Annotated in this window: 18 protein-coding genes and 1 tRNA gene; 8 read left to right on the top strand and 11 right to left on the bottom strand. The window is 65.9% G+C overall.

The features are described from left to right. The first annotated feature begins 240 nt into the window (after nt 1-240). From GGQ64_RS12635 to GGQ64_RS12625, 3 genes are read left to right on the top strand one after another with little or no spacing between them, the layout of a single operon-like run. On the top strand, nt 241-900 hold the full coding sequence (locus GGQ64_RS12635) for a glycoside hydrolase family protein (protein ID WP_183804698.1): 660 nt from the start codon (nt 241-243) through the stop codon (nt 898-900). Nucleotides 901-913: 13 nt separating this feature from the next. After that, nucleotides 914-1,231, top strand: coding sequence for a cell wall anchor protein (locus GGQ64_RS12630; protein WP_183804696.1), 318 nt, complete (start codon nt 914-916; stop codon nt 1,229-1,231). Nucleotides 1,232-1,242: 11 nt separating this feature from the next. Continuing rightward, nucleotides 1,243-1,416: a hypothetical protein gene (locus GGQ64_RS12625; protein ID WP_183804693.1), complete on the top strand. Its 174-nt coding sequence runs from the start codon at nt 1,243-1,245 to the stop codon at nt 1,414-1,416. Here GGQ64_RS12625 and GGQ64_RS12620 read toward each other — a convergent pair. Then, complete coding sequence (locus GGQ64_RS12620) at nt 1,389-1,622, bottom strand: hypothetical protein (RefSeq protein ID WP_183804691.1); 234 nt, start codon at nt 1,620-1,622, stop codon at nt 1,389-1,391. The genes GGQ64_RS12625 and GGQ64_RS12620 overlap by 28 nt on opposite strands. A 107-nt stretch (nt 1,623-1,729) precedes the next feature. Between GGQ64_RS12620 and GGQ64_RS12615 the strand changes: the two genes are divergently transcribed. Beyond that, nucleotides 1,730-2,101 carry a DUF1515 family protein gene (locus GGQ64_RS12615; protein WP_183804689.1) on the top strand — a complete coding sequence of 124 codons (372 nt, stop codon included), beginning with the start codon at nt 1,730-1,732 and terminating at the stop codon, nt 2,099-2,101. A 158-nt stretch (nt 2,102-2,259) separates the two neighbouring features. Here GGQ64_RS12615 and GGQ64_RS12610 read toward each other — a convergent pair whose 3' ends face one another. The 8 genes from GGQ64_RS12610 to GGQ64_RS12570 all read right to left on the bottom strand — a co-directional run bounded on the left by GGQ64_RS12610 (nt 2,260) and on the right by GGQ64_RS12570 (nt 6,254). Continuing rightward, on the bottom strand, nt 2,260-2,430 hold the full coding sequence (locus tag GGQ64_RS12610; protein ID WP_183804687.1) for a hypothetical protein: 171 nt from the start codon (nt 2,428-2,430) through the stop codon (nt 2,260-2,262). Continuing rightward, nucleotides 2,420-2,680, bottom strand: a complete 261-nt coding sequence (locus GGQ64_RS12605) for a hypothetical protein (RefSeq protein WP_183804685.1) — start codon at nt 2,678-2,680, stop codon at nt 2,420-2,422. The genes GGQ64_RS12610 and GGQ64_RS12605 overlap by 11 nt, the downstream gene beginning before the upstream one ends. After that, nucleotides 2,677-2,907, bottom strand: coding sequence for a hypothetical protein (locus GGQ64_RS12600; RefSeq protein ID WP_183804683.1), 231 nt, complete (start codon nt 2,905-2,907; stop codon nt 2,677-2,679). Before GGQ64_RS12600 ends, GGQ64_RS12605 begins: the two co-directional genes overlap by 4 nt. A gap of 597 nt (nt 2,908-3,504) precedes the next feature. Next, a complete protein-coding gene (locus tag GGQ64_RS12595) occupies nt 3,505-3,756 on the bottom strand; it encodes a hypothetical protein (RefSeq protein ID WP_183804681.1) in 252 nt (83 codons plus the stop codon). Between the two features lie 611 nt (nt 3,757-4,367). Continuing rightward, complete coding sequence (locus tag GGQ64_RS12590) at nt 4,368-4,574, bottom strand: hypothetical protein (protein ID WP_183804679.1); 207 nt, start codon at nt 4,572-4,574, stop codon at nt 4,368-4,370. A 171-nt stretch (nt 4,575-4,745) separates the two neighbouring features. Next, nucleotides 4,746-5,081, bottom strand: a complete 336-nt coding sequence (locus tag GGQ64_RS12585) for a hypothetical protein (RefSeq protein WP_183804677.1) — start codon at nt 5,079-5,081, stop codon at nt 4,746-4,748. Between the two features lie 650 nt (nt 5,082-5,731). Next, nucleotides 5,732-6,076, bottom strand: a complete 345-nt coding sequence (locus tag GGQ64_RS12575; protein ID WP_183804673.1) for a helix-turn-helix domain-containing protein — start codon at nt 6,074-6,076, stop codon at nt 5,732-5,734. A gap of 103 nt (nt 6,077-6,179) precedes the next feature. Beyond that, nucleotides 6,180-6,254: transfer RNA gene (locus GGQ64_RS12570), tRNA-Val, on the bottom strand. A gap of 352 nt (nt 6,255-6,606) precedes the next feature. Here GGQ64_RS12570 and GGQ64_RS12565 point away from each other — a divergent pair. From GGQ64_RS12565 to GGQ64_RS12550, 4 genes are all read left to right on the top strand, one after another. Then, nucleotides 6,607-7,755, top strand: coding sequence for an isovaleryl-CoA dehydrogenase (locus tag GGQ64_RS12565; RefSeq protein WP_183805442.1), 1,149 nt, complete (start codon nt 6,607-6,609; stop codon nt 7,753-7,755). Beyond that, on the top strand, nt 7,755-9,362 hold the full coding sequence (locus tag GGQ64_RS12560; protein ID WP_183804671.1) for a carboxyl transferase domain-containing protein: 1,608 nt from the start codon (nt 7,755-7,757) through the stop codon (nt 9,360-9,362). The genes GGQ64_RS12565 and GGQ64_RS12560 overlap by 1 nt, the downstream gene beginning before the upstream one ends. A gap of 21 nt (nt 9,363-9,383) precedes the next feature. Further along, nucleotides 9,384-9,767, top strand: coding sequence for a RidA family protein (locus tag GGQ64_RS12555; RefSeq protein WP_183804669.1), 384 nt, complete (start codon nt 9,384-9,386; stop codon nt 9,765-9,767). A gap of 100 nt (nt 9,768-9,867) precedes the next feature. Further along, nucleotides 9,868-11,853: an acetyl-CoA carboxylase biotin carboxylase subunit gene (locus GGQ64_RS12550; protein ID WP_183804667.1), complete on the top strand. Its 1,986-nt coding sequence runs from the start codon at nt 9,868-9,870 to the stop codon at nt 11,851-11,853. A 399-nt stretch (nt 11,854-12,252) separates the two neighbouring features. On the opposite strand, the gene pbpC is transcribed toward GGQ64_RS12550, so the two are convergent. Both pbpC and GGQ64_RS12540 read right to left on the bottom strand, forming a co-directional pair. After that, nucleotides 12,253-14,337: a penicillin-binding protein 1C gene (pbpC, locus tag GGQ64_RS12545; RefSeq protein WP_425488510.1), complete on the bottom strand. Its 2,085-nt coding sequence runs from the start codon at nt 14,335-14,337 to the stop codon at nt 12,253-12,255. 10 nt (nt 14,338-14,347) lie between these two features. Then, nucleotides 14,348-19,795 carry an alpha-2-macroglobulin family protein gene (locus GGQ64_RS12540; RefSeq protein WP_183804665.1) on the bottom strand — a complete coding sequence of 1,816 codons (5,448 nt, stop codon included), beginning with the start codon at nt 19,793-19,795 and terminating at the stop codon, nt 14,348-14,350. Between the last annotated feature and the right edge of the window lie 7 nt (nt 19,796-19,802).

Here is a 19,802-nt window from a genome sequence, read left to right as displayed (position 1 = left end):
CCTTGCGTGAGGCTGTGACTAGTCGGACATCAGAGCCACCAGGACGTGCCCAACTGGAAGTCCGACAGTGAACGTCGCCGCTGCCACTACAAAAACCAGTTTGAATAGCCTCGCGCGCCCGGCGCGCTGAGCGTCCCAATCATACGCCATCGCCAGCACCTCTCTTGAGATCGGCATTGAAACACCTCGCGTCGGAAGACGTCGAGTGCACCCCTGCAACACTTTCCAAGGATCATCACCATGAACACGACCGTGCTGGACCTCCAGCGGCGCCTGACCGTGCTTGGCTATAACCCTGGTCCGGCCGACGGCATCCCCGGAGCGAAGACCAAGGCCGCCGTCCGGATATTCCAGATTGCGGAAGGCTTGCCAGTCGATGGCATCGCTGGCCCCAAGACATGGGCGCGGCTCCGCGAAAAGACGGATGCACCGAAATCCTCTGGCGAGATGACGACCAGCGCCGCCGGCCGCAAGGCCATCACAGCGCACGAGGACAACGTCCTCACGGCATATCCGGACCCGGCGACGGGCGGGGAGCCGTGGACGATCGGCGTCGGGCATACGAGTGCCGCCGGGCCGCCGAAGGTCGTCAGAGGCATGAAGATCACCGCAGCGGAGAGCGATGAAATCCTGTCGCGTGACCTCAAGACATTCGAAGCCGGCGTTCGCTCCGCCGTCAAGGTGCCGCTGAACCAGAACGAGTTCGACGCGCTCGTCTCGCTGGCCTTCAACATCGGCGTCAGCGCGTTCTCGAAATCCACGCTCGTCAAGAAGCTGAATGCCGGTGATCGGGCCGGGGCAGCAGATCAGTTCATCGTCTGGAACAAGGCGGGCGGGCGGGTTCTCAAGGGCCTCGTCAACCGCCGCGCATCTGAACGTGCCCTCTTCATCAAACCCTGAAAAGGATCAACCCATGCGATACCTCATCATCGCGGCGGCGGCGATTGCCCTGTCCGCCTGCACCACCACCTCGAACATCGACGGGGCCATCAAGAAGAACCTGCCGCAGATCTGCTCTGCCGCAGCAACCGCTCACTCCGCCTTCGTCATCGTCGCCAGCACCGGCGATATCAAGGAGTCCACCGTCCGCAAGGAGGCCGCGGCCTTCTCCGCTCTGCAAGCCGTCTGCGCGGCCCCTGAGAGCGTCACCGCCGCGACGGCGCTGGTGAAGGCTGCCGAGGCCTATGCCGCCATCACGCTCGCCCTGCGCGAAGCCAAATCCGCCGAATAAGGAGCACGACCATGCAGAAAATCTCGAAAGCCATCGCAGCAGCAGCCGGCGGTGCAGCAACCGGAACCATCGGCCTGCCGTTCATGCCGGAAGGCACGCCCTGGTACGGCTATCTTGCGCTCTACGCCATCACGACGCTGCTGCCGGCCATGCTGACTTACATCGCGCCCGCGAACAAGTCCTGATCGGGTGGTTCCACTATCGCGAGCAGTTTCTCGCGATTGCGGATGCCCTGCTGGTAAAGGCTGAGCAAGTGCTTGGCCAAAGCGAACGCTGCCTCGCTCTCAGCCACGATTTGCCGTTGCCGGCACACTTCGTCGAACACGTCCCCCAGCATTGAGAGACCAGCAGGATCGATGAAGCCTTCCTTCGGAAGGTGACGATGGATCATGACGTTTCTCCCTCTTCGGGGCGTCAGCCCGTGGCGCCCCGAAAAACGATACTAAGATGGAAATTCGTGTCGCGGGCGTCAATATCCCGTGACAACCAGGAGCAGAGATGTCGCCAAATGAGGATGCCTATGTACACCGTCAGCTTGGCGAACTCGCCGAGGGGATGCGCGGGCTGCAGCAATCCCTGCGGCGGATCGAGGAGAGTGGGCAGCGATCCGAGGACAAATCGGCTGAAAGCCGGGCGGTGGTCCACAAGCGGATGGACGAGATCGTGTCGCGCGTCGGTCACCTCGAGACGGGCATGTCCGAGATGAAAGAGGACGTCTCCGAGATGAAGCCGGTCACCGACGACGTGAAGCGCTGGAAGCTGATGGGGATCGGCGCACTCGGCGTGATCGGCATCGGCGGGATGGTGCTCGGCGTGACATTCGCCGATGCGATCCGGCGCATTGGGCTGGTGATCATCGGCAAAGGTTAGTCTGCGGCGAGGAATCGGATCGTTCACGCAAGAAGCTGCCCGTCGCGTTGGGTGAAAACGACGGGCAGATTCCGTGTTGCGGAGGGAGGGGCATTGACCTCCGCGGTGTAGGAAACACGCTCGGGGTCCTGTTGTTCCTTAGTGAAGCAATCTATCTGCTATTGGTGCTTCCCGCCTTCCACCGGGCGATGCTCCAGGCACCACCAATCCGTCGCACCCTTGCCGCGGTCGTAGCCGAAGAATCCCCACTTCTTGCATCCAGGATGCTGGCACCAGTGATCGACGTGTACGCCGGCCGGCTTGCTGCCGTTCTGCTGTTCATCCGACATTCGTCATTTCCCCTTCAGCCTGTCCCAGTATTCCTCGACCATGCGCGCTATTCGGCATCGCAACCGGCACGCCACGGATGAAGCCCCCGGCCCACCGCCACTGGCCTTCCTTCAAGGTCTGGAGGTCGAGGAATATCCGGCCGACGTTCTGCTCCCCGTCGAACCCCTGATAGTCCTCGTGTGGCTTGCCGTCGATGCCGGTCTCATCGCCCCAGGTTCGCACCCATCGGTATTTCTTCTGCCAGGTCACGGCTTCTTCCGCGCCCAAGTTAGATCGGTTTCCGTCATCCGATTCTCCATGACCGCAAGGATATGGTGATCGGCCAGCGTGGCGATCGCAGTGCAGACCTCGATCTCGTCCCATCCCGCCTTCACCGCTCGCCAGACGAGATTCTGCAGTTCTTCCTTTATCGCCTCCTCACATTCGAGAAGGCGGTCCATGCTGATCGGGGTTCGGGGCGGGGAAATCTCGGACATTGGCTTCCTCCTGTATGGAGGATAGGGCGTGCCAACTGGTTTTACAGGTCACGGGTACCTGGGCGCCGGCGGGCCGCTAATCCATAGACGCTGTTAGGGGCGCGTCTTGCAAGTTTGCACATGCAACATATTGATTTCGCGGCAACGTCACGAGCTTCCCAAGCTGACAATCGCGCTAGAGCCACTGCTGAAGTTTTTTTTCGAAGGCTCACCCCTTCCCGCCTAGGAATGCCGCCTAAAAGGCGGTACCAGCAGCGCCCGTATCAAGTCGGGATCATGCTGTCCCTGGGAGTAGAGGCGAACAAGCGCCCGTCCCAGTATGCGCGCCCTTTCGCTGTCGACCGGAAGGTGGCACTGATTAAGGCAGTCGTCGAACAGTTCCTGAAGTCGATTCAGGTCATCAGGACCGAACTGCGTGTTGAACTCACTGCCCCCCGGAAACATGGGATAGCCGGCGGCATCGTAGTTTATGCTTACCATCTTCTTCGTCCATTCATGAAGCCCGACAGACGACAGTGTGTTCGAGGGCCGCAAACACTGCCATTAACAAAGACATATCCAGAAACAAAAGCTGGAAGCCGCCGCCCTTGCGTGCACCTAAGCTCTCTTGAATGCTTTGGTGAGCATCTGCGCCGCTATTGCCGGATCCCGTACGCCATTGCGGAAGAGCCGAATCACGGCACGACCGAGCGCGTGAGCGGTGTCGCCAGGCGCAGACACGCCGCACTCAGCCACGGCCGCATTCATCATCTCGTGAATCAAGGACAGTTCATCGGGCGAAAAGCTGCCCCTTTGATCATGGTCGTCAGGGAACACGTGCGTGCCATCGGTCTGCGGAACTTGGGTCATTTTAATCTCCCGTTGGGCGAGAGATCCTAGACCCCCAGTCGCCATGTGCCGTTGCAGATAGGACGATGACCCACTATGCGCGTCTTGGGCCACGATGTATATTAGAATTACTCTAGAAAACCGTGAACGGGTGTGACCGCCGCCATAGAGCTTTCAATAAGCCGCCATGTCGCCAATCTGCACCGGCGAGTGGGAGGAGACCCCGCTGGCTGCCTGCGGTCTCAAGAGAGATATCCGCTGACACACCGAAACGATCGCAGCCAGTAGGTAAAAAGAAGCCCGCCGAAGCGGGCCAGAGAAAAATCAGCGCGTACGCAGTGACATGTCGCGCCTACAGGGACGGTGCGCTCGGGATCTGAACATTCGGTAAACGGGCTTGAGGTTGAACGTCTTGATAGGGCGAAGTTTGCCGGTAAAAAGAAACCCGCCAAAGCGGGTCGCTCGTTCCTCATTTTTGAGAGGCAATTGGCTTCGGTTTGAAAGCCTCGATCCATGCTGGAATAGCACCACTCGCCGGGGCTTTGGGGGCCTCCGCCTCGGCCATCGGGAAGTGGTTGGGCCGCAAAGTGCGGCACGCCATGGTCCTGAACTGGCGCACCCGGACGGGGCATTCACTTCAGCGTTGAGAGGAGCGCTGCGCAGGCTGCTGTATCGTTCGAATAGGTGCGCTTGACATGGTCATGCACAGCGCCTCGCATAAGTTCGACTTCCGACTTCTCCGAGCCGTTAATCACCATACTGGCGAGACTGATGGAGGCAGGCGGGATCTGATCTTGCTGGCAGTGGGCGACCATCCATTCGACGAGCATGGCGCTCATGAGGTTTCCCGTAGCTACAGCCACGTCCGCGCCAGCATTCGCAGGGATCGAAAGGGAAAGAGCGGCCAAAGCGAAAAACCTGCGCATGTTTGCCTCGGGGAACTGAAAGCGAGAACTCAATCCTAGCTCACTGTTGAACGCGGCACCGAGCACCGCCGAGCACCGCTTTATTCAGTCACGATCATCGTCGTCATCATCGTCAACGGACCTTTCTAAAGACGGGTCGACTACGGGCACAAGGAAGACATGACGAGTTCTGTCGCCGGGAAAATCGGTCGACTGAGTTGCCGTCGCTAGGCCAGTCTGCCAAATCACGCTCTCTTCCGGGGTCGCTATCCGCACGTGGATCTCCGCGACGCCGTCCCATAGCGGACGGCCCTTGCTCTGCATGACGATCAGGTCCCGCTGGAACCCCTCGTCAGTCAGATGCGCTCTTGCTTCATGTGCACTGGCTGCGTCAAAAGCGGCAATGCCGCTTCCGAAAATCTCGGCGACATAGACGGTCATCGGAGACCCCACTTACTTCCTTCCCGTGCCGCCACCGTATCCCGGATAAACAGTCCGTGAAAACGGAACAAGCCTATACCTTCAGAGTACGAGCGTCGTTCGAATTGTCAAATGGAGCGGCGGACTTTTCCTTGCCGGCCGCCGCCCGGCTCCTTTTTTTTGAGCGAAGCCCAGCGCGCGCCGTCTCTCTAAGCTTCCGCTCGTAAATATCAATACCTGCCTCCCTCAGCTTGGCTACGAACGCTTCGGGTGTAATCGCTTCAGTCAGCGATTCCATGTTCCATTTTTGTTCTTGGTATGCCATCACGCCAATGAGGCATGCGGCCCCACCAGAATGCAAGAAGGAATATGGCCATGTCTCGACGCCACTCCCGTAGAGAAAGCCTGTACGACGCAGAGCGCGCGGAGTTCGTCACCCGCGCCACAGCGCTTCACAAAATGATGATGGAGGCCAGTCGAGACCTGGCTACGTCAGGAGCGGACTACCGCGCACTCACGAATCTCAATGATTCCATTTGCGAAACAATCAAAGGGGTCACTGGCGAGGACCCTAAGTGGATGCGGCCGGCAGTGGATGATAGGACGCCGCTGTCGTCGAGGTAGTTGAGCGGTGCTGCACCTTACCTGCATGGGCAGTGCGGCACCCTGGGCTACGCCTTGCCCTTCTTCTTCTGTTTCTCTGCGTTTCGCTGTTCGCGTAGCGCCAGAATGTCGTAGACCGGAGACTTGGAGATCGACGCAGTACGGACCATTTGTGTGCTGGCGGGCGGACACTCGCGTGTCCTGCGTCCCCTAACGAAGTCATTGATGTCGTCGATGTGAAAGCCTAGGCGCGGCTTGCTCTGCCCGCGGCCGAGGGGGACATAGACGATCTCCCCGGCCCGCACGAATTCCCGAAGAGTCTTGGTCGATATGCTCAGGAGTGCGGCTGTCTCAGCGGTGCTGTAAAGGAGCTTTGTTTCTGGCTCGTCTGTCGTCACTTGCAGATCGCCCAACACCATATCACCAGCATCATGTGGCGGTTCACTGAACCTACCGGGAAATATGTAAAGGGCTCAGCGATCTCTCGCTAAGCCCTTGATACATTTAGAATTCGAATGGTGGGCGTGACAGGGATTGAACCTGTGACCCCTACGATGTCAACGTAGTGCTCTCCCGCTGAGCTACACGCCCATCCGATGTGGGCGCATAGACCACAAAAGCCCGAGCGGCGTCAATAGGTTCTGTGAAGCTTTTTTCACCGTTTTTCGACGCCGGTTTCGGGGCCGCGATTTCGCCGGGATCGGGCTGCCGAAAAGGGCTGGGGATAAAATGGGGATCGCTCTCCCCGCGAGAAAATGGCACCCTATGTCTGGAGTTGGCGTTCGGGGAGGAACGCTGGCGGATCTGCGGGAGGCAGGCCGGCGACGAGGCGCGACGCTGTGTCGGGCACTGTCGCAGGGTGCAGCCTTCCTGCGGTCCGGCAATGCCTGGCACCCATGCCGGGCGGTCGCTGCGGGAGGATGTGAGGATGTATACGGCCGGAATGAATTTCGGGCTCGGCGAAGACGTCGAGGCGCTGCGCGACACGGTCCGGCGGTTCGCCGCCGAGCGGATCGCGCCGATCGCGGCGGAGGTCGACCGCAGCAATGCCTTCCCCATGCCGCTGTGGCGGGAGCTCGGCGATATCGGGCTGCTCGGCATTACCGCTTCGGAGGCCTATGGCGGGGCGGGCATGGGCTATCTGGCCCATTGCGTGGCGATGGAGGAGATCAGCCGGGCCTCGGCGTCGATCGGCCTGTCCTACGGCGCGCACTCCAATCTCTGCGTCAACCAGATCATGCGCAACGGCTCGGACGCGCAGAGGGCGGCCTATCTGCCGAAGCTCGTTTCCGGCGAGCATGTGGGCGCGCTCGCCATGTCCGAACCGGGCGCCGGCTCGGACGTGGTGTCGATGAAGCTGAAGGCGGAGAAGCGGGGCGACCGCTTCGTTCTGAACGGCAGCAAGATGTGGATCACCAACGGGCCGGATGCCGACGTGCTCGTGGTCTATGCCAAGACCGATCCCGATGCCGGCCCGCGGGGCATCACCGCGTTCCTGGTCGAGAAGGGTTTCAAGGGCTTCTCGACCGCCCAGAAGCTCGACAAGCTCGGGATGCGCGGCTCCAATACCTGCGAACTGGTATTCGCCGATTGCGAGGTGCCGGCCGAGAACGTGATGGGCGGCGAGGGGCGCGGCGTCAACATCCTGATGTCCGGCCTCGACTACGAACGCGTGGTTCTCTCCGGCGGCCCGCTGGGCATCATGGCCGCCTGCCTCGACGTCGTCGTGCCCTATGCGCACGAGCGCCGCCAGTTCGAGCGGCCGATCGGCGAGTTCCAGCTGATGCAAGGCAAGGTCGCCGACATGTATGTCGCGCTCAATTCCGCCCGCGCCTATGTCTATGCGGTGGCGGCCGCCTGCGACCGGGGGGAAACCGCGCGCAAGGACGCCGCAGGCTGCATCCTCTATGCGGCGGAGCAGGCGACGCAGGCTGCGCTGCAGGCGATCCAGGCGCTCGGCGGCAACGGCTACATCAACGATTACCCGACCGGGCGTCTGCTGCGTGATGCCAAGCTCTACGAGATCGGCGCCGGCACGTCGGAGATCCGCCGGATGCTGATGGGAAGAGAGATTTTCCAGGAGACCGCGTGATGGCAGTTCTGCGGTCCGGTATTTCCCCGCGCAGCGAAGCGTTTTCCGCCAACCGGGCGGCGATGCTGGAGGCGATCGCGACGACCGAAGCAGCCGCCGTGCTATCGTTCGAGGGGGGCGGGGCGAAGGCGCGCGAACGCCATCTCGGGCGCGGCAAGCTGCTGCCGCGCGACCGCGTGGCGCAGTTGCTGGATCCCGGCTCGCCTTTCCTGGAAATCGGGATTGCGGCCGGGCACGGTCTCTATGGTGGTGCCTCGCCGGGGGGCGGCATGATCGCCGGCATCGGCCGCGTCTCCGGGCTCGAATGCATGATCGTGTGCAACGATGCGACGGTGAAGGGCGGGACCTACTATCCGATCACGGTGAAGAAGCATCTGCGCGCCCAGGAGATCGCCGAGCAGAACCGGCTGCCCTGCATCTACCTCGTCGATTCCGGCGGCGCGAACCTGCCGAACCAGGACGAGGTCTTTCCCGACCGTGACCATTTCGGCCGCATCTTCTACAACCAGGCGCAGATGTCTTCGAAGGGCATCGCCCAGATCGCCGTGGTCATGGGCAGTTGCACGGCGGGCGGCGCCTATGTGCCGGCGATGAGCGACGAGACCGTGATCGTGCAGAACCAGGGCACGATCTTCCTCGCCGGCCCGCCGCTGGTGAAGGCTGCCACCGGCGAGGTGGTGAGCGCCGAAGACCTCGGCGGCGGCGACGTGCACACGAGGCTCTCGGGCGTCGCCGACCATCTGGCGCGCGACGACCGGCATGCGCTGGCGCTGGCGCGGCGGATCGCCGCCAATCTCAACGGCCGCAAGCAACCGCTGCCGCAAAAGGGCGACGGCGAGGCGCCGCTCTACGATCCGGAAGAGATCCTTGGCCTCGTGCCCTCCGACACGAAGGTGCCCTATGACGTGCGCGAGGTGATCGCGCGCGTGGTCGATGGTTCGCGCTTCGACGAGTTCAAGGCGCGCTTCGGCACCACGCTCGTCTGCGGCTTCGCCGCTATCCATGGCATGCCGGTGGGGATTGTCGCCAACAACGGCGTGCTGTTCTCGGAGGCCGCGCTGAAGGGCGCCCATTTCATCGAGCTGTGCGGGCAGCGCTCCGTGCCGCTGGTGTTCCTGCAGAACATCACCGGCTTCATGGTCGGGCGAAAGTACGAGGCGGACGGGATCGCCAAGCACGGCGCCAAGCTGGTCACGGCGGTCGCAACCGTCGGCGTGCCGAAGATCACCATGCTGATCGGCGGTTCCTACGGCGCGGGCAACTACGGCATGTGCGGGCGGGCCTATTCGCCGCGCTTCCTCTGGACCTGGCCGAACAGCCGCATCGCCGTGATGGGCGGCGAGCAGGCGGCGGGTGTGCTGGCCACGGTGCGCCGGGAGGGGATCGAGCGCTCGGGCGCTGCTTGGTCGACTGAGGAGGAGGCGGAGTTCAAGCGACCGACGATCGAAATGTTCGAACGCCAGAGCCATCCGCTCTATGCCTCGGCGCGGCTCTGGGACGACGGCATCGTCGATCCGCGCAAGGCGCGCGACGTGCTCGGCCTGTCCTTGTCCGCCGCGCTCAATGCCCCGATCGAGCCCACACGCTTCGGCCTGTTCCGCATGTAGATCCAACCCTGGAGGACGACCATGAAACGGGAGAACATCAACGCGAAGAATGCACCGGACCCGCACGGGGGGTATTCGCAAGCGGTGAAGCTCGAGGCGTATGACCGGCTGGTCCTCATCAGCGGCCAGATACCGGCGGACTCCGACGACAAGGTCCCCGACGGCTTCGAGGCGCAGGCGCGCCAGGTCTGGCGCAACATCGACGCGCAGCTGAAGGCGGCGGGCATGGACAAGTCCAATCTCGTCAAGCTGACGACCTATCTGGCCGACCGGCAGCATGCCGGCGCCAACCGGGAGCTGCGCAGCGAATATCTCGGCGCCGTCGCCCCGGCGATGACGGTGGTGATCTGCGGCATCTTCGACGAGCGGTGGATGCTGGAGATCGAAGCGGTCGCCGCGCAGTGAGTGCGGCGTAACGGCAATGGCAACCTTCCGGCCCGGCTCTGCCCGGGGCCGGGGGACATGACAGGACCTGCAACCGGGCCGGGCACAGCCGGGAGAGACGATGTTCAAGAAGATCCTCATTGCCAATCGCGGCGAGATCGCCTGCCGGATCACCCGCACGGCCCGCAAGCTCGGCATCGCCACTGTTGCGGTCTACTCGGACGCCGACCGCGCGGCGTTGCACGTGCAGATGGCCGACGAGGCCTATCGCATCGGGCCTGCGGAGGCGGCGCGCAGCTATCTCGACAGCGGTGCGATCATCGAGGCCTGCCGGCAAAGCGGCGCCGAGGCAGTGCATCCGGGCTACGGATTCCTCTCCGAGAACCCCGACTTCGTCGAGGCGGTGACGGCGGCCGGGCTCGTCTTCATCGGCCCGTCGGCGCAGGCGATCCGGGCGATGGGGCTGAAGGACGCGGCCAAGGTGCTGATGGAGCAGGCGGGCGTGCCCGTGGTGCCCGGCTATCACGGGGAGAACCAGGAAGCGGAATTCCTTTCCACGCAGGCCGAGGCGGTCGGCTATCCCGTGCTGATCAAGGCGCGGGCCGGCGGCGGCGGCAAGGGCATGCGGCGGGTGGAACGGCCAGAGGCCTTCGCCGCGGCCCTTGCGAGCGCCCGGCGCGAGGCCGAGGCCTCGTTCGGCGACGGCCGCGTGCTGGTCGAGAAGTACATGGCCAAGCCGCGGCACATCGAGGTGCAGGTGTTCGGCGACAACCACGGCGGTGTCGTCCACCTGTTCGAGCGCGACTGCTCGGCGCAGCGGCGGCACCAGAAGGTGATCGAGGAGGCGCCGGCGCCGGGGATGACGGCGGAGATGCGCGAGGCGATGGGGACGGCAGCGGTGCGCGCCGCGCAGGCGATCTCCTACAGCGGCGCGGGCACGGTGGAGTTCATCGCCGACGTCTCCGGCGGGCTTCGGGCCGACCGCTTCTTCTTCATGGAGATGAACACGCGGCTGCAGGTCGAGCATCCGGTGACGGAGGCGATCACTGGCCTTGACCTGGTCGAATGGCAATTGCGCGTGGCTGCGGGCGAGCCATTGCCGAAGACGCAGGCGGAGCTTTCGATCGACGGCTGGGCCTTCGAGGCGCGCCTCTATGCCGAAAATGCGGCGCGCGACTTCCTGCCCTCGACCGGCCGGCTGGCGCGGTTCGACGTTCCCGACGGCATCCGCGTCGATTCCGGCGTGCGCGCCGGCGACGAGATCACCGCGTTCTACGACCCGATGATCGCCAAGGTGATCACCCACGGCAAAGACCGCGCCGAGGCGCTCGGTAGGCTTTCGGGGGCGCTTTCGCAATGCCGGATCGCAGGCGTCACGACCAATGCGGGCTTTCTCGGTCGGCTCTGCCGGGAGCCGCATTTTGCGGCCGGCGATGTCGATACGGGGCTGATCGAGCGGGAGGCCGCGACGCTCCTGCCGAACCCTTTACCCAGTGCGCGCGTGCAGGCGCTGGCCGCGATCGCGGCACTCGGCCTGCTGGACCCTCCGGGCGAGGACGATCCCTGGCAGCGCCTGCGCGGCTTCCGGCTGTGGGGCGCTTCGTGGCAATCGGTCTTCATCGAGCAGGAGGGCCAGGTGCTGGAGGTCCGCGTCGCAGCCGGGGACGGCCGCCGATTCGATGTCGCAGTGGGCGATGTCGGGCTCTCGCTTGCGATTCGGAGCGGTGCGGAGGGAAGGGTGCTCGTCGATTTCGGCGATCGCAGCGTCGAGGCGACCGTCGTGCGCGACGGGTTGCAGATCACGCTTTTTGCCGGGGGCGAGAGCCATGTCTTCCACGCCGAGGAAGCGGCCGGCCTGCAGGGGGAGGACGAAGCCGGCGGCGACGTGCTCGCTGCGCCGATGCCCGGGCTCGTGCGCCTCGTCCAGGTGGCTGCGGGGGCAACGGTCGCAAGGGGCGACCCGCTGGTGACCATGGAGGCGATGAAGATGGAACTGGTGCTGACCGCCCCGCGCGACGGCACGGTCGAAACGGTGGCGGTGGCGGCCGGCGACCAGGTCAGCGAGGGCGCGGTGCTGTTGCGGCTGGTGGAGGAGGAGCCGGAGTAGGGATACCGCGGGTTCCTCTTCTCCCCACCGGGGAGAAGGTGGCGCGAAGCGCCGGATGAGGGGGCGGCGGCACTCGGCGTTCGCGGTGGCCCCCCTCATCGCCTTACATTCGTTCGGCACTTCTCCCCGAGGGGAGAAGCGGGAGACCGCGGCGGCCGTCGTGCGAGGCGGTCATGGTCGTCCGCTGTCGCTCCCGGGCCTTGCGGGCAAAGTCCGTTGTTCTCGTCTGCCCCTCATCCGCCTGCCGGCACCTTCTCCCCGCAGGCGGGGAGAAGGAGGGATGCCGCGACGCCTCGGTCCCCCTCTCCCCGCTTGCGGGGAGAGGGTTGGGGTGAGGGGCTTTGCAACGGCTTTGGAGGGTGACGTGTGGTTCGGCTGACGCGGAGGAACCCTCCAGCGCTACTCCACGAACACCCGCACACTCGCGGCCCGGCCGACCGCGTCGATCACCGTCAGCGTCGAGTAGCCGGCGCCGTCGGGGATCCAATGGGTGGTGCGGCGGCGGGAGCTTTCGGGGAGCATGCGGCCGTTGGCGAGCCAGCGGAAGGGGGCGCGGCCGCCCTGCAGCTTGAGCGCGAGCGGGGCGATGTCGCTGCCGGTGCGGGCGCCGAGTTCGACATGGGCGCCCTCCGGCGGATAGACGATCTGGGGCGCGGGCTCGCGGGCGGTGGCGGAGACGAGGCCGGAGGCGGTGCGGGCGAAGCGGCGCAGGCCGATCGGCAGCTCGGACTGGGCGATGCGCACGGCGCCGCTCGGCGCGCCCGGCATCGGAGTGACGGCGATGCCGGACTTGGAGAAGGCCTCGAACAGGATCGGGGCTGCGGCCTCGTAGCCGGTCAGGCCGGGGACGGCGGCATTGTCGGCGCGGCCGACCCAGACGCCGAGCACGTGCCGGCCGTCATAGCCGGCCGACCAGGCATCCCTGTAACCGTAGCTCGTGCCGGTCTTGTAGGCGATGCCGAGCCGGCGGCTGCCGCGCGGGGGTAGCACGGCGGAAAGCGTGTCGCTCACGTTCCAGGCGGCGGCCGGCTCGACCAGCGGATCGCCGACGACGACTTCGGGCACGCGCTCGACGCCGTTGCCGAGGCGGACCACCTTGCCCTGGTTGGCAAGCGCCGCATAGAGCTGGACCAGATCGCGCAAGGTGATGCCGGCGCCGCCGAGCGCGATGGCAAGCCCCGGCGCCTCGGCTGTGGGCAGCGCCAGGCGGACATCGGCCCGACGCAGCCGCACCATGAGCCGCGTCGGCCCGACGGCGTCGAGCAGCCGCACCGCCGGCACGTTGAGAGACAGCTGCAGCGCCTGGCGCACGCTGACGTCGCCCTGGTAGCTCATGTCGAAATTGCGCGGCCGGTAGCCGAAGAAGTCGGCCGGGCGGTCCTCGACGATCGTCTCCTGCGCCACCAGCCCTTCCTCGAAGGCGAGGCCGTAGATGAAGGGCTTCAGCGCCGAGCCTGGCGACCGAAGCTGGCGCGTCATGTCGATCCAGCCAGAGCGGGAGGCGTCGAAATAGTCGGCCGAGCCGACCTCTCCGACGATCTCGCCGGTGCGAGCATCGGCCATGACCATGGCGACGGAAAGCTTCGGCCCGAGGCGCACGGCAGCGCTCCGGGCAACCGTTTCAAGCGCCTGCTGGACCTCGCGGCGGATCGTCGTCTCGTGGCGCTGGCGGCCGGGCTCCTTGCGCAGCGCAAGTTCGGAAAGATGCGGCGCAAGGGCCGGCAGTTGCAGGCGGCGGATCGGGACGGCTTCCGCGGACGCTCGCTCGGCCTCGCCCTCACCGATCACGGTCGAGACGGCCATGCGAGTGAGCACGCGCCCGCGCGCCGCCTCCGCGGCCTTGGCGAAGCGATCCGGCCGGCGCCGTTCGGGCAGTTGCGGCAGGGCGACCAGGAGGGCGGCCTCGGCGACCAAGAGCCGCTTCGGCTCCTTGCCGAAATAGGAAAGGCTCGCCGCGCGCACGCCTTCCAGATTGCCGCCGTAGGGGGCGTGGGTCAGGTAGAGGTCGAGGATCTCCGCCTTGGTCAACCGTCGCTCGAGTTGGATCGCGCGCGCCATCTGCCTGGCCTTGGCCAGGAGCGAGCGGCCGTCGCGCGGCTCGATGAGACGGGCGACCTGCATCGACAGCGTCGAAGCGCCGGAGACGATCCGGCCATTGCGGACGAACTGGCCGACGGCACGCAGGAGCGCCAGCGGGTCGACGCCCTTGTGCGCGTGGAAGCGCTGATCCTCGTAGGCCAGCAGCATCCGGACGAACTGCGGATCGACGTCATCAGACGTCGTCCGCAGCCGCCAGAGGCCTTCGGAGTTCGAAAACGCCCTGAGCAGGCGCCCATCGGCATCCACCACTTCGCGGGAGGTTTCCTTCGCCCGTTCGACCGGCGGCGGAAAGGTCTCGTCGGCGCGGTTCAGCCCTTGCAGCAGCGCGGTGCAGAGCACCGCATTGCCGAGAAGAGCCAGCAGCCCGAAGCGGAAGGGGGACACGGGCCGTCTCCTATTCCGCCAGCACCTGCATGCGGCCGGTCGCGGTCCGGGCCGAGAACTGCGGGCGATACATGTCCTCCACGCTTGCCGCCGGATGGTCGTAGGTTCCCGGCGTCACCGCGCGCACGACATAGGCGAGCGTGATGTCGTCGTTGCTCGAGCCCGAGCGGTCGAAGGCGGCGACGAAGCGGTCGCTGCGGAACTCGGTGTGGGCGGCCTCGACCTCGCCGATCCAGTCGAAATTGGCGAGGCTGGCGCTGTTGACGAGGCTCGGATTGTCGATCTCGAGCCCTGCCGGGAGCAGGTCGGCGATCAGCACGCGCGACGGCCAGGTGTTGTCTTCCCGCACCTTCAGCACGACGACGTAGCGCTCGTTCTGGCGGGCTTCGGAGATGGTGGCCGGCTCGCCGTCGAGCGTGTAGTAGTTGCGCTCGATGGCAAAGCCATCGCCGCCGGCCGGCAGCGGCTGGACCGGGGCCGCAACCGTGGTCAGCACGGCCGAGACGGGTTCGGTGCCGCGGTTGACGATGGTCACCGGCGTCTTCAACAGGTCCTCGCCGCTCATGCGGGCGGCATAGCGGCCGTCGTGGCCGGCACCGTTGACCTCGAGCTTCAGGGAATCGTCCTGCCCGCGAATGGCGCGGGCGGCCAGCAGCATCCAGGTCTGTTCCTGGGTGCTGGTATAGGCCTTGCGCTCCCATTCGCGCTCGACGATCCGTGCCAGTTCGGGGATGATCGCGGGCGCCGGGCGCGCCTCAGCGGCGAGTGCCAGGACGGCCGCGCCGTCGCGGAGCGCCGAGCCGTAGTCGGACCGGACCAGGCTGACATTGGTCACGTCGCCCGCCATGCGCAGCGATTGCCCGAAAATCTGGCCGGAGCGCTGCGCATCGCCATAGAGACCGAGGGCGGCTGCGATATGCGCCTTGGCGAGCGGCGTGGGGAATTCCGACAGCCGCGTATCCGCATAGTAGCGCAGGTCGCTGATCGCGGCTTTACGGTTGCGGGCGAGCACGTAGAGCGCATAGGCGATCTCGTTGCCGCGCACCTTGACGTCGTTGTCGTAGGACAGCGCGTTCTGGAGGTTGTCGAGCGCCTGCACCATCGCCTGTTCCGGCACCTCGAACTTCTGTTCGCGGGCGCGGGTCAGGAAGTCGGTGACGTAGGAATCGAGCCAGAGGTCGCCGTAGCCCGGACCCCAGAGACCGAAGCTGCCGGAGGAGGACTGGTAGGAGAGCACGCGATAGATCGCGTCCTGTACCCGCTTGCCCGTCTCCGCGTCGTCGGGCAGGCCGCTCTCCTTCGACAGTTCGCTGAGATAGAGCAGCGGCAATGCGCGGCTGGTGGTCTGCTCGGCGCAGCCATAGGGGTAGCGGTCGAGCGTCATCAGCATGGCGGGGATGTCGAAGGCGGAGGCGCGCGAGACGTTGAGCGCGACAGACGCGCTGCCGAGCAGGCTGTCGGCCAGCAACTGGTCGTCGATCGTGAGGCTGCTGCCGGCGGCAAGCTCCAGCACCCGCCGGGTGGTCACCGGCAGGGAGGCGGGGCGGACGGGGATGTCGAGCGATTGTTCGAAGCGCTGGCCGCTGCCGTCCGAAAGCGAGACGGTGACGATGCCATCGCCCACCTCGCCGCCGATCAGCGGCAGGGTCAGGTCGGCCTTGCCGCCCGCTTCCAGCCGCACGGTCTGCGATGCGCCGGTCTGCTCGACCATCACGGCGGGATTGTGGGTGACCGCCAGTTGGTAGTCGCCGGCCGGCGCGTCGGTGTTGGCGATGTCGAGCCGCAGGCTGGCGCGGTCCCCCGGCGCCAGGAACTTCGGCAGGCTCGCCGTGATGACGACCGGATCGCGGATGATGACGTCGCGCTCGGCGTGGCCGATCCCCTCCTTCGACCAGGCGACGGCCATGACGCGGGCGGTGCCGTTGAACTGCGGGATCTCGAAAGAGACCCTTGCCTTGCCTTCGCCGTCCAGCTTCACCGGACCGGAGAAGTAGGCGACCAGCTTCTGCGTCGGAGGGCTGCCCTCCACCGCCGTCTGCCCGCCGTCGCCGCCGGTGCGCAGCCTGCCGGTGGCGCCGAGCGAGCCGTCGATCAGGCGGCCGTAGAGGTCACGGATCTCGAGGCCGAGGCGGCGCTGGCCGAAGTACCAGCCATCCGGGTCTGGCGCCTCGTAGCGCGTGAGGTTGAGAATGCCGACGTCGACGGCTGCGACCGTGACATAGGCGTCCTCGTTCGCCCCTGCTCCGGCGACGGAGACGGAAATGTCGAGCGGCTGGCGCGGCAGCGTCTTTTCGGGCGCGTCGAGGGTGATGGCGAGCTTGCGTTCGGCCGGGTCCACCTTCAGCCATTTGACGCCGATGGCGCGCATCGGCATGCGGCTTTCCCGGGCGTCGCCGGGACGATAGAGCGTGGCGGTGACATAGGCGCCGGCGCCCCAGTCGGCGGTGACGGGGATCTCGACCTCGCCGCCGCTGTCGCCGATTTCGGCGGTGCTGACGGAAATCAGGGTCTCGGTGCCGTTGGTCACCAGAAGTTCGCCGGCGTAGCGGGAGGAGACCTTGAGCTTGGCCGTCTCGCCGACCTTGTAGCTCTCCTTGTCGAGGGCGATCTCGAGCGCGTCGGGCGTCTCCGTCGATGTCGCCGCGACATACCATCCGGCATCGAACTCGATGCTGGTCGCCGGGCCGTCCGCGGCCGCGGTCTCGACCTCCAGCCGGTAGCGGCCCCAGCCGACGGGGGCTGCGATGTCGGCGCCGTCCGGGCCGACGTCGATGACGCCCGCCTCGACCTGCCGGGTCGAAAGGATCGGCTCGTAGCGCCAGGACGAGCCGTCGCGATACCACTGGTAGTCCCGCTCGACGCTGAGAAGCTTCCAGGGCAGGCCCGCCATCTCTTGCTTGCCGCCGTCCGGGCTCGTCACGATGACGTGGAAGCGGGCGGTCGAATTCTCGGCAACGTCGCCGTCCGAAGCCGGCCGGATGCCGATCATCGGTCCCTCGGGACGCACGGGCAGGGTCAGCGAGCGCTCGACGGCGCGGCCGCCCGCCTCGCTCATGCGGAGGGTGATGTCGGCGTTGAGAAGCTGCGTCGTCGCCGGGCGCTCGGCGATGTCCACCTCGAAGCGTGCCTTGCCGTCTTCATCGAGCGGCTCCAGCCCCTCGATCGGCATGCGGTTCTCCTCCATCGCCTCCTCGTCGGCGAGGCCGAAGACATAGCCCTTGAAGGCCTCGCTCGTCCGCGTCGGCTTCAGCGCCACGTCGCCCTCGATCTCAAGGCCGGCGGCGGGGGCGCCGTAGAGATAGCGCCCGTCGACATCGATCGCCACCGGCGTGCCGCCGATGATCTCGGTTGCCGCGCTGGTGAGGTCGAATTCGGTGCGGTCGGGCACGAAGTCGTCGACGAGGAAGGTCTTCTCGCCGATCGATGGCGCCTTGGGATCGGCAAAGATCTGCATCGTCCAGGTGCCGCGCATGGCGTTCGACAGGACGGGGAAATCGATCGTGTGGCCGCCGAGCTGGCTGTCGTTGCTGACGACGCGGCGGTCTTCCACGCCGTCGGGGCGGAGGAAGACGAAGGTCAGCGGCAGGCCCTCCACCGCGTTCGCCTCGATGTCGCGGGCAAGGGCTGCGGCGTGGACCGTCTCGCCGGCGCGGTAGATGCCGCGCTCGGTCCAGGCGAAGATATCGATTGCGCCGGGTGCCGCGCGGCCGGTGACGCCGCGGTCAGAGAGATCGAAGCCGGCGCGGGTCATGTCGAGGAACACGTAGTCCGCGCTGCCGTTGCGGGCGGTGAGCACGGCCGGCATCGTCGCCGCCGTGCCGCGGATCAGGCCGGCCGTGAAGGTGGCGCGGCCGTCCGCGTCTGTGGTCGCCGTGCCGAGGATCTCGTTGTTCTTGGCGAGCAGCTGCAGTTCCACGCCGGCCATCGGCGCGGCACTGCCGAGCGCGCGGGCGAAGACGTGCAGCCCGTCGGTGCCGGCGAAGGTGGAAAGCCCGATGTCGGAGACGAGGAACCACTGCGTGGCCTTCGCATCCCAGTCGCGCTTCGCCCCGTTCGCGGCCGCTGCCGTTAGCACATAGATGCCGGGTTTGCGTTCCGGCAGCGCCTCGTCGACGGGGAAGGAGGTGACGACGTCCTTGTTCAGGTCGCGCTGCATCTCGATCTGGCCCTGCCAGACGAGCTCGCCGAGTTCGCTTTCGATGCGGCCGGCGCCGTAGCCGTCGAGCTGAGTCAGGAACTGCGAGCCGGTGAGCAGGGCGGCGATGCTGCGGTCGCCGACGCGGTAGAGCTTCAGGTCGGCGCTGTCGGTGTTGACGGAGACGATCGGGATGCCGCGCCGGGCCGTGCTCGGCAGGACGAAGCTGTCGCCGGTAAAGCGCACACTGGCGCTGCGGTCCTGGACGTAGATGTCGAGCTCGACTGCGGCCTCGAGGCTCTCGTCGACCGAAGACGGCAGGCCGGGGCGGAAGGCGAGACGGTAGCGCTGGCCATGGTTCAGTCCCTCGACGCAGATCTGGTTGTCCTTGGCCTCGACGCCCTTCGGTGCTGTGCCGTCGAGGGTCACGAAACCCGCATAGTCCGTGCCGAACTTCACCAGCGGCTCGGAGAACTGAACGCAGGCGCGCGGGCTGACGCTGTCGTTGTCGATCGTGTGCTGGACGACGCGGAAGCCCTGGCGCGCCTTGAGATCGAGGTAGGCGGCGCGCACGGTTGGGTCGTCGACAAGGGCAAGGCTCGCCCTGTAGGCGTCGATGCCGGCGCGGTAGTTGGCGGACTTGTCCAGCGCCAGCGCGAGAACCGCGAGCGTTTCCGCGCGTGCGGAGGTAGTGCGCGTCAGCCAGTAGGCGTTGAGGGCGGCGAGCGGGCCTTGTCCTGTGAGATAGCTGTTGTCGGTCACCTGCGAAGCCGTCTGCGCCATCTCGGTCCAGAGGAAGCGATCGTCAGGGGAGAGCGACAGCGCGCCCTTATAGGCGTCGAGCGCTTCGGAATAGCGGCTGGACGAGGCTTCGATCCGGCCGAGCGCGGCCAGGCTCTCGACGCCTTGCCCGTCCTGCGCGCTGAGCAGCGACAGGCTGGACCGCAGCGCGCGCGCTTCCTGCTGCAGGCCGTCGGAGATAAAGGCGAGCGACGGTGCTGCACCGATGTCGGCCTCGCCGTCGGTGAGCGCGATCTTGCCGGCGACCGTGCCCTCAAAACCGTTCAGCTGGCTGAAATCCGACTTGAGGAAGCACCACTTGACCTTGGGGTTGTAGGTGAAGGCGCGGCAGGACATGTCGTCGATGCACTGCGCCTTGCACTGGTCGAGCGTCACGTTCTGGACGGTGCGAAGGTCGAAGCCGAAATAGTCGGCGTTGTCCGTCGTCACCACGGTGCGCCGCGTTTCGGCTGCATGTCCGGGGTGGATGCCTGTCGTGAGGGTGAACAGAACGACGCAGAGGAAACCGATGAACGCGCGCATAAACCCT

The sequence above is a fragment of the Mycoplana azooxidifex genome, assembly GCF_014196765.1.
Classification (GTDB): Bacteria; Pseudomonadota; Alphaproteobacteria; order Rhizobiales; family Rhizobiaceae; genus Mycoplana; species Mycoplana azooxidifex.
This window is presented reverse-complemented; position numbering and strand designations above follow the sequence as displayed.

Bases quoted from the DNA above. Each gene is read 5' to 3' on its own strand.
- GGQ64_RS12630 (WP_183804696.1), top strand. From the start codon at position 914: ATGCGATACCTCATCATCGCGGCGGCGGCGATTGCCCTGTCCGCCTGC.
- GGQ64_RS12560 (WP_183804671.1), top strand. From the start codon at position 7,755: ATGGCAGTTCTGCGGTCCGGTATTTCCCCGCGCAGCGAAGCGTTTTCC.
- GGQ64_RS12540 (WP_183804665.1), bottom strand. From the start codon at position 19,795: ATGCGCGCGTTCATCGGTTTCCTCTGCGTCGTTCTGTTCACCCTCACG.
- GGQ64_RS12550 (WP_183804667.1), top strand. From the start codon at position 9,868: ATGTTCAAGAAGATCCTCATTGCCAATCGCGGCGAGATCGCCTGCCGG.
- GGQ64_RS12590 (WP_183804679.1), bottom strand. From the start codon at position 4,574: ATGAGCGCCATGCTCGTCGAATGGATGGTCGCCCACTGCCAGCAAGAT.
- GGQ64_RS12555 (WP_183804669.1), top strand. From the start codon at position 9,384: ATGAAACGGGAGAACATCAACGCGAAGAATGCACCGGACCCGCACGGG.
- GGQ64_RS12600 (WP_183804683.1), bottom strand. From the start codon at position 2,907: ATGTCCGAGATTTCCCCGCCCCGAACCCCGATCAGCATGGACCGCCTT.
- GGQ64_RS12565 (WP_183805442.1), top strand. From the start codon at position 6,607: ATGAATTTCGGGCTCGGCGAAGACGTCGAGGCGCTGCGCGACACGGTC.
- GGQ64_RS12595 (WP_183804681.1), bottom strand. From the start codon at position 3,756: ATGACCCAAGTTCCGCAGACCGATGGCACGCACGTGTTCCCTGACGAC.
- GGQ64_RS12585 (WP_183804677.1), bottom strand. From the start codon at position 5,081: ATGACCGTCTATGTCGCCGAGATTTTCGGAAGCGGCATTGCCGCTTTT.
- GGQ64_RS12620 (WP_183804691.1), bottom strand. From the start codon at position 1,622: ATGATCCATCGTCACCTTCCGAAGGAAGGCTTCATCGATCCTGCTGGT.
- GGQ64_RS12635 (WP_183804698.1), top strand. From the start codon at position 241: ATGAACACGACCGTGCTGGACCTCCAGCGGCGCCTGACCGTGCTTGGC.
- GGQ64_RS12610 (WP_183804687.1), bottom strand. From the start codon at position 2,430: ATGTCGGATGAACAGCAGAACGGCAGCAAGCCGGCCGGCGTACACGTC.
- GGQ64_RS12625 (WP_183804693.1), top strand. From the start codon at position 1,243: ATGCAGAAAATCTCGAAAGCCATCGCAGCAGCAGCCGGCGGTGCAGCA.
- GGQ64_RS12615 (WP_183804689.1), top strand. From the start codon at position 1,730: ATGTCGCCAAATGAGGATGCCTATGTACACCGTCAGCTTGGCGAACTC.